This is a genomic window from Acidobacteriota bacterium (assembly GCA_040754075.1).
GTDB lineage: Bacteria > Acidobacteriota > Blastocatellia > UBA7656 > UBA7656 > JBFMDH01.
Map to the genome: position 1 here is coordinate 1 of JBFMDH010000061.1, position 11,481 is coordinate 11,481.

Below are 11,481 nucleotides of genomic sequence, written 5' to 3' on the forward strand. Positions count from 1 at the left end.
GTAACATAGGTTCGAGCAGGTTCCACTGCTCATCGGAGAGGTCAGAGGGATAGGGTTGTCTGTTCATAGCAATGACAGTTTACCCATTTCTACTACCTCTCCTCTAATTTCTAAACACGCTCTTAGAAAGCGGCAACCAAATCAAATTAAAAAACGGTCGCTACGAAGAAAAAAGCGGCGGTATATATTGGACAAGTAAACTTGCCTTGTTGCGATATGTTGATTTCAATAATGACGGGAACGAAGAAGCCGTCGTCTTGGTCAGGTCAAAGGGTTCCGGTAGCGGTCACGGTGACAATGATTATTTTGTATTTGAGTTTCGTTCAGGGAAGCCCAGACAAATTTTCCATAAGTATTATGAAGGTAAAGAAAGCATCGTCATAAAAAATTGCTCTCTTATATTAAGCGGGGAATCTTGGAATAGTGATAACCACATTCCCCATTGCTGTCCACCTTTTATCGAAACGCTGGTATACCGTTGGCGCGGTTCTGGTTTAGTGCTTACAAAACGTTTTTTGAAAAAGAATCCGATGTTTCAGAATGCAAAAGCATCTTGAACTTTTTCAAAGGTCATTGCAGGTTGGGATTGGTTACCGGTTAGTTGCCTTTTGAGATTGTAGCCAGTTTTCAAATTCAAGAAGCGCTTCGTATTGATCAGCCGTTTTGCTGCGCGACAGAAAATCGGTGAGGATTTTGCCGGTTAAAATCGGTAAAGCGAGGCTCGATTCCGCTTCGACATACGCATCGCCTTGTCGGTGATAAATCGTCAACGCTTGTTCATCATAAACCCAGACTTCAGGAATTTCCAAAGCCGCATAAATCGGCAGTTTCGATAGCGATTCGTGGTGAATATCTATTTCAACGGCAATGTCGGGCGTCGGGTCTGTGCTGAAATCGAGATGAATTTTATTGCCGATGAGATTGGCGCGTTCAACATAAAAACAGGCATCCGGTTCCAGCCCTTTTCGCTTTTTCGCTTTCTTCATGGTCATCGAACCGAAGAAAAGAATTTTAATTCGCAGGTAGAAACTTACTCTATCCACCAGCCGCTTCATAAATTCCGCATAGCTTTCGTGTTCCGATGACACCGTCATAATCTGCAAGACTCCTTGGTTATATGCCGTGCGTATGCCGCGATTTTCACCGATTGCTTCAAGCAAATCCTGATAGGTTTCCCAAGGAATGTCGTAGAGCGTTAAAACGCCGTTCGTAGGTAATTTTTCGATTACTTCATAATAGTTAGCCGTTTCCACAATCATAGCTTTTCTCCGATGGTTAATGCTTATCCGAAATGCTATCACTTCTCAAAAGAAACGTCATTAATTTGAGGTTTATACAAAACGAATTTGCGCGCTTCATCCATCCACACCGGAACGAGCCAGGCAGGGGCTTGTGATTTATCTTGCAGGAATTTTAATTCGGGGCGGGCTTGCGCTTCGCGAATGCCGAATGCCAGATAGTCAATTTGATTTTCGCTCAACCAGGTTTTTAATTCATCGAGCGATTTCACGGTCGGAAAGAATATCCATTCGCCGCGTGTGAAAAAGGCGAGATGCGGTTTGCGCGCCAGGATGCGCGGATGCGCGACACCTTCACTTTTAATGAACCCGCTTGCCGCAGGGATTTCCGTCGGATGGCTTGCAAGAAATGCGGTCAGCGTTTTTTTAGAAACCGTAAAGGCGTTGTACCAGATAAAGCAGAATAAAATGAGTGACACCAAAACCATCACGCCGTTGAGAAGCGGTCTTTGACCGCGCTCCTCGATAACCGCTGCCTCTGCCGGTTGAGCAAAAAGTTTGCCCAACAAACGATTCTCTCTTAAAAGTTCAAACGGGCGAATCACCCCGTATGCCGCAAACCCTGCGTACAACACCATCACATAAAAGTAATAACGCGCTTCCCAGTGAGTGAAGGCAACCACCAGAAAATAGAGCACCCCCGAAAGCACAATCAGCAACACGGTTTTCGAGCGCCGCTCGATTAAAGCAATGACGAAGCCTAAAATCGCAGCCCAGCCCAGCCAATGATGCACCAGGTCGGCATTGATGCTTTTGCTCATCGCTTCATATAAATTTTCGGGATAATGCGTCAGCACGCGCCTGGGGTCGTAACCTAACACTTCACCGAATGAATGAAATTTTTCACTGAGTCCGCGTGTGCCTTCCTGATAAACACTGTTGTTGGCAAGTTCAGGGTAAAATTCGGTGGCGATGTTCAAATAGTTGGTGTTGTAAAATGGCGAGCCGTGATGGCGGTAATTGGCATAGAGCCACGGAGCCGCGACCACTAAAAAAATACCAATAAACATCGCAGTATTTTTCAAGCGCTCGCGCCAACTGTTATTAAAAATATTAAATAGTGTGACGCCTGCCAAAACCGTCGCCAGCAAAAACAGTCCGTTGTAACGGGTTACGTAAGCAAAACTCGCAATCGCTGCCGTTAAAATGATTCGCCAGCGCCCAGCAAGGCGTTCAAGCAAAAATACCCACATGGTCGCAAGACATAGCATCAGGAAAAAAATATCGGTCGTCGTGGTAATCGCAAATGCTGGGAAAGCAGTGCCGACCGCGACCAGAAGTTCTGCGCCAATGCCAATCCAAAAACCGAATGATTTTTCAAAGAGTAAAAATGTGAATAAGACAACCAGTGTCGCGCTCACCACCGAAATAATTTTTCCCGACAGAAACACCTCGCCGGTCAGTTTCGTCAGCACGGCAAGCATGAGCGGATAGCCCGGACCGTTGTAAGTGTTTTCGGGAAACTGCCCATTCAACAATCGTTCAGCATCAGGCGCGTAGAATTGATAAAAATCGGTTTCGGTGGTGTAGGTTCCATAAGGATGCCGGTTTGCGGCGAATGTAATAACGATGAGAAAAAGCCCACAGATGAGCGCGGGAAGACTGAAGCGAACGGTTCGATGGCTTGACCAAAAACGCTGTTTATTTGATGTCAACAAGGGGGAGTTCTCAATTCACCGGATAATTTTTGTGCGACACACATTCAATTTAGACCAACTTTTTTCGGCGGTGACGGCGGTGGCTTTGATTTTTATTGCCAGCCCCAGACAGCAACGGTCGCCAAACGATAGCCCCAGTCGTTTGGTGGCGGGACGCAACGCGGCGCTGAGTAACGCCTGTTCTTCATCAAAGTCTCTGACTTGCAACCCAAGCAAGGCGATGCTTTCTTTGGCGTCCTGTTCGTCCAATCCTCCGTCAATCAATTTAGTGTAAACCTCTGCGAGATTGACGACACTCACTGCTGATTCGGCAAGCAACGCTTCAACCATATCGCCGCCTTTTTCATCATTCAAAACCGCGAGTATTGCCGAAGCATCAAGAACATAAGGTTTACTCACGCGCCGATTCCTCTTTGCGCTCGGATAATAATTCGTTGACCAGTGAACGACCCGGTTTGACTTTTTTTCGCACTAACGCTTGCGCTTTGCGCACCGCCTCTTTTCGGCTCAAAATAACCAGTTCATTGCCGCGACGAATCATCACCACTTCATCACCGATAGCCAGATTCATCTCTTTGCGAATTCCCGACGGAATAACCAGTCGTCCACCTTCTGTGAGCTTTGCGGTAATCTGTTCCATAATTCGCATTATATGCCACGATTTAAAATCGTGCCAAAAAACTTAAAGCTTGCCGCGGCGTAACTCGCCAAGCAGATATTCCGATGCGCGCCACGCCAGCGCCATAATCGTCGCCGTCGGGTTTTTATGCGAACCGGAAGTGAAGGCTGCGCCATCGACGACGAATAAATTTTTCACATCCCACGCCTGATTGAATTTGTTCAGCACAGAGTCGCGCGCATCTGCGCCCATGTGCGCGGTGCCCACTTCATGAATTGAAGCGCCAGGTTTTTCCGGGTCTTTAAACACATTAATCTCCACAGCTTTCGCCGCAGTGAAAATTTCCTGGTAAGTTTGCTGGATGCGTTTGAACATTTTGCGGTCGTTGTCTTCAAGCGGATGATGAATCTTCAGCACCGGCATTCCCCATTTATCAACTACCTCTTTATCGAGTTCAACGTATTTATTCGGCGACGGCAACATCTCGCCGTGACAAGCCAGACGAACCCGCGTGCCGTACCAGCGCCGCACCTCTTTTTTGAACGATGAACCAAAGCCCGCAAACCCTTTGGGGCTTTTGTCGGGGCTTTGCCCAAGTCGCGCAGAGGGTTCGATGTGAAAGCCGCGCACGAAATCGAATTCGTTTTCCGGGCGTTCGTATCCGAACCACGGAATCAGAATGTGCGAACCGCCCAGCCCATCACCCGCGTAGTTCGGCGAAAAACTTAAATCCGGCAAATATGCCTGCGCCCGCGCATCCAGATGTTCCATGAAATTTTTGCCAAGTTGACCGCTGGAATTGGCTATGCCATTCGGAAAAAGCGAAGAGGTCGAAAGCAACATCAACCGTGTGGTTTCCAAAGTTCCGCAGGCGGCGACCACCACACGCGCCTGAATCTCTGCCGGTTGTCCTGTGGTTTTATCAATGTAAGTGACGCCGCTTGCCCGCCCTTTTTTATCGACATTGATTGACCGCGCCATCGCGTTGGTGATGAGTTTAAAAGTGCGCGGATATTTTTTCATGAGCGGCACGACGATGCGATAGGTTGAATTAAAAAACGAATGGGTTTCGCAACCGTTATCACAGGCGGCGCAGAAATGGCATTTCGCATAACCATTATAGGCTTTCGTGAGCATTGCGCGACGCACCGGAATGGCGCGGATATTGAGTTTCGCGCAGGCGCGCTTGATGAGATGGTCGGCGCATTTCAAAGCCACGGGCGGCAATAGGTATTTACTGTCAGGCAAGTCCGGGTGATTTTCGCGTGTGCCACATACGCCCATAAAGAGTTCGGCTTTGTCATAGTAAGGTTCGAGGTCTTTGTAAGCGATGGGCCAGTCTTTGCCGTGTCCATCGGTCGAATAGCCTCTGAAATCGACGGCATTGAAGCGATTGACGAATCTGCCCCAGAACATCGTGCGTCCGCCGACATTGCGCGTGCGGTTCCAGTCATAAGGCAAATCTTTCGGCGTGGTGTAGGGTTCATCCGGGTTTTTCACGAACCAGTATTTTTCTCTGAAGAGAGCGGTTTTGGGTCGCTGTCCTGCGCCGCGATTCGGGAGTTCATAAGGAAACGGGTCGTGATAAGCGAAATCGTTCCATTGGTCGCGAAGCGGTCCGGCTTCGAGCATGGCGACGCGCAAGCCGCCTTCAACCAGAACTTTTGCCGCCACGCCGCCGGCTGCGCCCGAACCGACAATGACCACGTCATAGACATTCCTTCTTGCCTGAATATACATTGCCGTGTGCCTTTCTTTGATTGGATTTGACAGTGATTAGAGTAGGTGAAAGGCAACGCGAGCGTCAACGTTGCAAAGGGGAATTCATCAAGCTCAGGCGACGCTGGCAAGGCGCGCGGTGGTTAATTTATTTTCGAGTTCCATCTTTTCTAAAACGATGCTGGCTTGTGTCGTAAGCGCCATCAGTTCGTCCACGCCTGTGAGTTCGGTGAGGCTTGGGTAATTATCGCCGTAGACCAGAAATGCCGGTCGATTGTTGCGATAGATGGGCAGAACAAAGGCATTCAAAACATAATCATTGCCGCCAATAATATCGAAAAGGTATTCGTGTTGCGGATGATGTGGAATCGTGCCGATGAACGGTTCGCCGGTTTGCAACACATGGTCGAAGAGGCTATCGCTGCCAATCGCGATGCGAATCGAACGCACCGCTTCATCCGGCGTTTTATCGGCAATCAAACTTTCAATACCAAATTGTCCGAAGCCTTGAATTTCGGTTTCCCTGACCACGAACAGAATGCTGCGCGGCGCAACTTCGCTCAGGTAGCGCATAATCAAGAGACTGACTTCGGCGGCAAATGAACAGTTGCGCATTTCGGCAAGCAATGACATCACCAGTGATGGTTTTGGTTCATCGAGCACATCTTCATCGGCTTCGGTTGCCGCCGATTCATCCAGAGTCAACTTCGCTGTTTCAGAAGTGACGGCTTCGCCCTCAACGCCTGCATCGTACTCCGCTACGGTTTCATGAGCGGTGACGCCGAAATCAAAAGTTTCAACCCAATTGCTGGTGACTTCTTTGGCTGGCAGGGTGAAGCGTTCGCCTTCATCGTCAATGCTCTCTACGCTCGACTCGTTATACCAGTCGGCTTCATCGCGTTCTTTTGCTGAAGCGAGCAGCAGTTCACCGACATCGACGCCATGCGGCAAAGCGATTTCATTGAACGGGTCGAGCAAGGTTTTGACCGATAAATCAAATCCGAATTTGCCGCGTTCAAGTGAAAGCAGAAAACTGATGACATCGGTTAAATGCCGCCGCGCCATAGTAAATAATTCTTTTCTGCCGAGAATGCCGCTTTCGATAAGCAGGGTTTGCAGCGTCCAGATGCCGTCATCCTGCACGCCGACGCTTTTCAATTCATTTAAAATGCGGGCACTGATTTTGTTTTCTCTGAGCAAGCGGTCGGCGAAGGTTTCGCCCGGTCGGATGGAAGCGTGAGTGATTTTGCCTTCTTCAAGCAGAATGCAATAAATGGTGTCATCGGAATCGATAAACAGGGTGCCGGATTTTTTGGAAATCGAGAGGATTTGCAAAACATCGGTCAGCGAAAAATCCGCGAGGTCGCCGTTCATTTCCAGATGATTGCTCGGAAAACGGGTCGCATTGCGGTAATCATCCGCGACACTGGTATTTTGATAAGTCGATTCAGTATGAAGAATCATACCTTAGCCCTGAAGTCTCTTTTTAACGTTCGTTCGTTGAAGCCGTCCGGCAATACCTGCCCCTTGGGGATTGCCAAACGCGCTTGTCTGTATTGTTCGTACTGACAAAGGTCAGATTACCTCGCCATTATTTTGCAGGGCATCGGGTTTTTCAATACTTAATTTTTGGATGGTCGTCGGGGTAGGGAATGCCGTAGGTTCATCGGAAAAATTAAAGGATTGCTTCGCACAAGCGGCAATCCTTCAATAAAGTTGAGCAAGATAACACAAGCAAGCTTGGCGGAATTTCACATATTGCCGAGCAAAGACAACAGGAAAAAGATGACAAATATGGCGACGCTGACGCCTACGCTGATCAAACACCACATCTTGGCTTTGTTCGACGCATCAACCGCGCCTGCATAATCGCCGACTTGCAATTTACTGTTGACCTGTGAGGAATAGACGATGGCGACCACCCCCGCAGGTATACAACAAAGCAGGGTTGTCAAAATTGACCAGATTAAATAATTCGGCACATCGCCGACCGGCGCGCCGCCATAACCCGGCGCTCCGTAACTTGGCGTGTTGCCGATGCGATAGCCCGGTCCACCATAGGGCGGCGGTTGTGAGCCATAACCTTGATTGCCGTAACCGCCGCCGTAGCCTTGCCCGCCGCCATAGCCGCCTTGTCCAGCGCCATAAGGCGGTTGTGCGCCGTAACCCGAAGGCGGTGGGGGCGGAAAATTTTGACCGGGCGGCGGCGGATAATTTAACGGTTCATCTGTTGGCGGTATGCCTGGCGCAACCGGCTCATTTGACGGCGGAACGGCGCTCACCGGTTGATTGCCCGGCGGTTGCGAGGTTTCGCGGTTGGTTTCCGAAGTGCCAACCGGGCGCGGTTGCGGCAACTCGGTTCCGCATCGTAAACAATTGACTTCACCGGCTTCATTTTGGGTTCCGCATCTTGGACAGAACATATTCGCTCCTTTTCTGAGAGAGGGAGCAGGGAACAGGGGAGCAAGAGAAAATAGAAATTCCCTTTCTCCCTTTCTCCCCTGCTAATAATCATGCTGCGCCATGTTTTTTGAACCATTCCTGCAAACGTCGCCAACCGTCCCCAGCCTGTTCTTTGCGGTAGCTTTGACGATAATCTGCATGAAATCCATGCGGCGTATCCGGGTAGAGAACGATTTCCGATTTACTATTGGCTGCCTTCAATGCGGCGCGCATTTTTTCAACCGTGTCATTGGGAATGCCCTGGTCGCTGCCACCATAAAGACCAAGCACCGGCACTTTGAGCGAGGCGGCAACATCAATCGGATGTTTGGGCGTCAAATCGGTCGGTTGCCCGACCAGTCGCCCGTACCACGCTACACCGGCTTTGACTTTGGGATTATGCGCCGCATACAACCAGACGATGCGCCCGCCCCAGCAAAAACCTGTGATGCCGAGATGGTCGGTTTTACCTTTGCCCGTGCTTTTCGCATAAGCCACCGTCGCATCAAGGTCTGACATCACCTGCGAGTCGGGAACTTTTCTGACGATTTCCATAACTTTGTCCATCGCAATATTCGACACGTCGCCTTGCCTGGCGTACAACTCAGGCGCGATTGCCAGATAGCCGAGTTTGGCAAACCGGCGGCAAATATCTTTGATATGTTCGTGGACGCCGAAAATTTCCTGCACCACTAAAGCCACCGGAAAGGATTTGCCTTTTTCAGGCATGGCGCGATAGGCGGGAATTTCGCCGTCTTTCACGGGGATTTTCACTTCGCCCGCGACCAGTCCAGTCGCGTCCGTGACGATTTGAGTTTGCGCGGCGATGGGTTGCACGGCGAAGGCAAAGCCTGTGGCAAGCGTCGTCCTCACGAATTGCCGCCGCGTGAACGGCGTTTGCAAACTCATTAATTCCTGTTTGATGGCTTCTTCATTCATAATTTTTCTCCTGACCGATTTAGTGATTCAAGCCCCCAACTAAAACCCAAAGCAGATTAGCAAAGCGCGAAAACTTTGGCTACTGACGCGGCAAGACTTCCGGCAAACTGGCGATGGCATAAGCCAAGACCGCCATCACCGCGGTGTTTTCCGCGAGTTCCTGGGGATTCACTTTGTCGAGGGTATCGGCTGGCGTGTGATGATAATTGAAATAGAACCGGCTATCTTGAAACGGCGCAAAGGTCGGCACTCCCAAAAAATCGAGCATGGTGATATCCGAACTCGGCGACCCTGGGGTTTGCCGGACAATCGGTGCGCCAATGCTTTGTAAAATACCGGAGAGCGGTTGCAGCATCGCCATCGCACGGTTGCTTGCGTGTCCGAGAATGCCGAGCGGATGACCTGCGCCGAGGTCGATTTCAATTGCCGCAATATGATTGGCAACGTCGGCTTGGTGAGTCGTTGCATAAGCTGATGCGCCCTGGAGTCCCGGCTCTTCGCTCATCCACGCAATGACGCGAATCGTGCGTCGGGGTTTGAGTCCGAGTTGTTTAATCAAATAGGCGGTTGCCATCGCCGCCGCTACGCCCACCGCGTCATCATGCGCGCCGGTTCCCAAATCCCACGAATCGAGATGCCCGGAAACAATGACCACCTGTTCGGGGTGTTCGCTGCCTTTCAAATCGGCAATCACGTTATAGCTTTCGACATCCGGGAAGGTTTGCGGCGTGAGCGTCAGGCGCATACGAACTTTGCCTTGTTTGACCAGATAAGCCATGAGTTCGGCATCTTCCGCAGTGACCGCCGCCGCAGGAATTTTCGCGAGGTTATCGTCGTAACGCACGCCGCCCGTATGCGGCAAACGAATACCGCCGCCCGCCGAGCGATTGAGCGCGGCGACTGCGCCGAGTCGCGCAGCGGCGCTTGCCCCGCCACCGCGATAAGCGACGGCTTGACCGTAAGCCGAACCGCCTTCGCCCTGCATCGCCATGCGCATATCGAATTTGGCATTGAACAAGACGATTTTGCCCGCGACCTTGTCGCGCCCCAGCGCATTCAAAGCCGCGTAATCATCAACCACGATGACTTCGGCAGTCAGTCCTTCGGCGGGTGTGGCGACGCTACCGCCGAGCGCCGTCAAAACAATTTTTTGCGTGGTACTGGGCGCTTGCCCGTTGAATTCAATCAATTCGCCGGTCTCTGCGCCGCGCACCCAATGCGGCACTTTGCATTTTTCCAGTTGTACGGCAAAGCCCTGTTTGCGCATTTCATCTGCGACATATTCAACAGCGCGCGCGGCTTGCGGCGAACCGCTCAGTCTTGCGCCGATGTTATTGCAGAGATAAGCCGTTTGACGATAAGCGTAATCGCTGGTCATCGCCGCAAGTTTCAGTTGATTGAGTTCTTCGGTGAGTTTCGGCGCGTAAGTGTAGGGTTGTGCTTGTTGCGCGAAACTGTTTAAGGGAAAAGTAAAGGTGATGATCAGAGCGATGATTGATGAAAGGGTTTGGGAAATTTTCATAGCCGCTAATCATAAGCATGCCAAAAGAGAAGAGCAATGTTGCAGCGCAGAAGTCGTTAAATGTGCAGGTAAACCTTCAGACAATAATGAACGGAAAGCCAACGATGAAAAAATATCCATCCGCCTCTGCCGTATTCGCTGGGAATGTCCATTAAAAATGGGTGACCTGCAATTTCCATATGCGCCTCCATCAGCCGAGTCATTAAAACCCTGCCTTTTGCCATTCCCTTATTTGCCTCAAAGTAAAATGAGACAGTGGCAATTAGTGACAATTTTTCCCGAAGGTGATACATTGCCCTTGTCAGCAAAACAGAAATTCGCCGCTGTTTTTCATCATCAGACATTTGTATTTTTCACTCATCACCTTGATGAGGAGGCGTTATGATTGAAAGCGATTTAACCATCAGACCGGACACCCACACCTATCAGGAACAACCGATTTTTCCGAAAGTCTCCACAGAATTCGTCAACGCCCTTTCACATTACTATCGCGGCGAACTGGCGCGCATGGTGAGTTGGCGTGACCGACTCGACAGAACCACCAACTGGGCAATCACCGGCGTTGGCGCCATGCTCTCGGTTTCGCTTTCATCGCCCGACACGCATCACGGCGTATTGTTGTTTGCGATGGTGCTGATTTTTTTACTGCTCAGCATCGAATCCCGCCGCTACCGTTTTTTTCACGTCTATCGCAGCCGCGTGCGTTTGATAGAACGCAATTATTACGCGCGCATTTTTTCGCCGCGTGACCACATCGACCCGACGCACTGGATGGCCCAACTCAGTGAAGATTTGCGTTTGCCGCGGTTTTCGATTACCCACAGTCAGGCGATGGCAAGGCGGCTTCGTCGCAATTACATCTGGCTGTTTCTGGTCTTGCTGCTGGCGTGGTTACTGAAAACCACGACGAAAGTTTTGCAGTCGAAAAACTTCACCGGCGATTTTGTGCATTCGACCGGAGAGATTTTTTTCAATGCGGCGATTGGCGTGGTGCCGGGCTGGCTGGTGGTTGCGGCAATCGTGATTTTTTACGGTTGGCTGATTTACATCATGGTGCGCCACCGCGAATCGGCGGGCGAACTCGCTTACGGCGAAGTTCACGTTTAACCTTGAAATTTTTGTTGCTTCTGGGTAACACCTTACCTGATTTGCCAAAGCTATAGCTTTAAAGAAAATGTTTTCCTGAGAAATAAGAGTGTACGGCTAAACGCTTAGGCGGCAAAGCCGAACAATGCCAATATCTCCTTCGGGGCATTGGCAAATTTCACCAACGCTTGTTCGACC

Annotated in this window: 11 protein-coding genes; 2 read left to right on the plus strand and 9 right to left on the minus strand. The window is 50.3% G+C overall.

Features of this window, described 5'->3' with window-relative positions; all coding sequences use genetic code 11:
* Window positions 1-590: 590 nt before the first annotated feature.
* The 9 genes from AB1757_30970 to AB1757_31010 form a co-directional block, all read right to left on the minus strand.
* Complete coding sequence (locus AB1757_30970) at window positions 591-1,259, minus strand: Uma2 family endonuclease (GenBank protein ID MEW6131492.1); 669 nt, start codon at window positions 1,257-1,259, stop codon at window positions 591-593.
* A 38-nt stretch (window positions 1,260-1,297) separates the two neighbouring features.
* Entirely contained in the window at window positions 1,298-2,956 is a 1,659-nt protein-coding gene (locus AB1757_30975) for a glycosyltransferase family 39 protein (protein ID MEW6131493.1), read from the minus strand.
* A gap of 15 nt (window positions 2,957-2,971) precedes the next feature.
* On the minus strand, window positions 2,972-3,355 hold the full coding sequence (locus AB1757_30980; GenBank protein ID MEW6131494.1) for a type II toxin-antitoxin system VapC family toxin: 384 nt from the start codon (window positions 3,353-3,355) through the stop codon (window positions 2,972-2,974).
* Window positions 3,348-3,596 (minus strand): AbrB/MazE/SpoVT family DNA-binding domain-containing protein, encoded by a 249-nt coding sequence (locus AB1757_30985; GenBank protein ID MEW6131495.1) that lies wholly within the window; start codon window positions 3,594-3,596, stop codon window positions 3,348-3,350. Before AB1757_30985 ends, AB1757_30980 begins: the two co-directional genes overlap by 8 nt.
* A gap of 42 nt (window positions 3,597-3,638) precedes the next feature.
* Window positions 3,639-5,315 carry a GMC family oxidoreductase gene (locus AB1757_30990; protein ID MEW6131496.1) on the minus strand — a complete coding sequence of 559 codons (1,677 nt, stop codon included), beginning with the start codon at window positions 5,313-5,315 and terminating at the stop codon, window positions 3,639-3,641.
* 93 nt (window positions 5,316-5,408) lie between these two features.
* Window positions 5,409-6,758, minus strand: a complete 1,350-nt coding sequence (locus AB1757_30995) for a DUF4388 domain-containing protein (protein MEW6131497.1) — start codon at window positions 6,756-6,758, stop codon at window positions 5,409-5,411.
* A 287-nt stretch (window positions 6,759-7,045) separates the two neighbouring features.
* Window positions 7,046-7,717, minus strand: a complete 672-nt coding sequence (locus tag AB1757_31000; protein MEW6131498.1) for a CD225/dispanin family protein — start codon at window positions 7,715-7,717, stop codon at window positions 7,046-7,048.
* Between the two features lie 88 nt (window positions 7,718-7,805).
* Complete coding sequence (locus AB1757_31005; GenBank protein MEW6131499.1) at window positions 7,806-8,675, minus strand: dienelactone hydrolase family protein; 870 nt, start codon at window positions 8,673-8,675, stop codon at window positions 7,806-7,808.
* A 79-nt stretch (window positions 8,676-8,754) separates the two neighbouring features.
* On the minus strand, window positions 8,755-10,197 hold the full coding sequence (locus tag AB1757_31010) for a M20/M25/M40 family metallo-hydrolase (GenBank protein ID MEW6131500.1): 1,443 nt from the start codon (window positions 10,195-10,197) through the stop codon (window positions 8,755-8,757).
* Between AB1757_31010 and AB1757_31015 the strand changes: the two genes are divergently transcribed.
* The gene (locus tag AB1757_31015) at window positions 10,151-10,582 is read left to right on the plus strand and encodes a hypothetical protein (protein MEW6131501.1); all 432 of its coding nucleotides are present in this window, start codon (window positions 10,151-10,153) and stop codon (window positions 10,580-10,582) included. The two genes, AB1757_31010 and AB1757_31015, sit on opposite strands and share 47 nt — an antisense overlap.
* Entirely contained in the window at window positions 10,579-11,304 is a 726-nt protein-coding gene (locus AB1757_31020) for a DUF2270 domain-containing protein (protein ID MEW6131502.1), read from the plus strand. Before AB1757_31015 ends, AB1757_31020 begins: the two co-directional genes overlap by 4 nt.
* Window positions 11,305-11,481: the final 177 nt, after the last annotated feature.

Coding starts and splice junctions, on each gene's coding strand:
- AB1757_31010 (MEW6131500.1), bottom strand. CDS start 10,197: ATGAAAATTTCCCAAACCCTTTCATCAATCATCGCTCTGATCATCACC.
- AB1757_30970 (MEW6131492.1), bottom strand. CDS start 1,259: ATGATTGTGGAAACGGCTAACTATTATGAAGTAATCGAAAAATTACCT.
- AB1757_31020 (MEW6131502.1), top strand. CDS start 10,579: ATGATTGAAAGCGATTTAACCATCAGACCGGACACCCACACCTATCAG.
- AB1757_31000 (MEW6131498.1), bottom strand. CDS start 7,717: ATGTTCTGTCCAAGATGCGGAACCCAAAATGAAGCCGGTGAAGTCAAT.
- AB1757_30985 (MEW6131495.1), bottom strand. CDS start 3,596: ATGGAACAGATTACCGCAAAGCTCACAGAAGGTGGACGACTGGTTATT.
- AB1757_30995 (MEW6131497.1), bottom strand. CDS start 6,758: ATGATTCTTCATACTGAATCGACTTATCAAAATACCAGTGTCGCGGAT.
- AB1757_30990 (MEW6131496.1), bottom strand. CDS start 5,315: ATGTATATTCAGGCAAGAAGGAATGTCTATGACGTGGTCATTGTCGGT.
- AB1757_31005 (MEW6131499.1), bottom strand. CDS start 8,675: ATGAATGAAGAAGCCATCAAACAGGAATTAATGAGTTTGCAAACGCCG.